This is a genomic window from Pedobacter sp. 10L46_2 (assembly GCF_056395165.1).
Genome location: NZ_JBFTIZ010000512.1, coordinates 1 through 624 on the forward strand (window position 1 = coordinate 1; position 624 = coordinate 624).

The 624-nt window shown below is 34.8% G+C and carries 1 protein-coding gene; it reads right to left on the reverse strand.

Annotated elements, in window-relative coordinates; all coding sequences use genetic code 11:
* Positions 1–169: 169 nt before the first annotated feature.
* Positions 170–624 (reverse strand): nuclear transport factor 2 family protein (locus AC1DDX_RS27355; RefSeq protein WP_477623028.1); only part of this gene is annotated, 455 nt, incomplete at its 5' end.

The window sequence follows — 624 nt, forward strand, 5'->3', positions numbered from 1 at the left end:
CCCTATAGCCATACACTTGAAAAGGTTGTGGCCGCCATGACCGAATGGGGCATTCAGCACCGTGAAAAGATCAAAAGTGAAAGGTCATCTAAACCTTCATAAGGTTAAGCCGCAGTAAATATTTATTAAAGAACAGGACTACAAAATCCCATTCTTTAATAAGATAATCCTAGTTACTCAATGGTCTATCCTCTACAATTATAAAATAGCCGATACGCTCCTTTATTAACCATTTTCCATTTTGACGCACATACTTGTCATCGTATTTAACACTATAATCAGTTATTGTATTTTTGCCTTCAACCTCTCTTACCATCTTAAGTTGAGAAAAAGAAACACCTGTCGCAGTATCTCCATCAATTTTTACCGTATGCTGCCCGTTCATAGTAAAATAGGTCTTTACCAACGATGCATGTCCGTTAAATTCTTTTTCCATGGATTCTATTCCGGAAACATTTGCGGCTAAGAAGTCACCCATATAAACTTTGTATGTGGTATCTGGCGTAAATAATCCCATAACTTCCGAGATCTTTTTTTCATCACTTAAATAAGCATAAGCATCTATTAAGTCCCTTAATTCTTCTTTGTTTTTTAAAATTTCTAATGTCATGATTTTTAATTTTA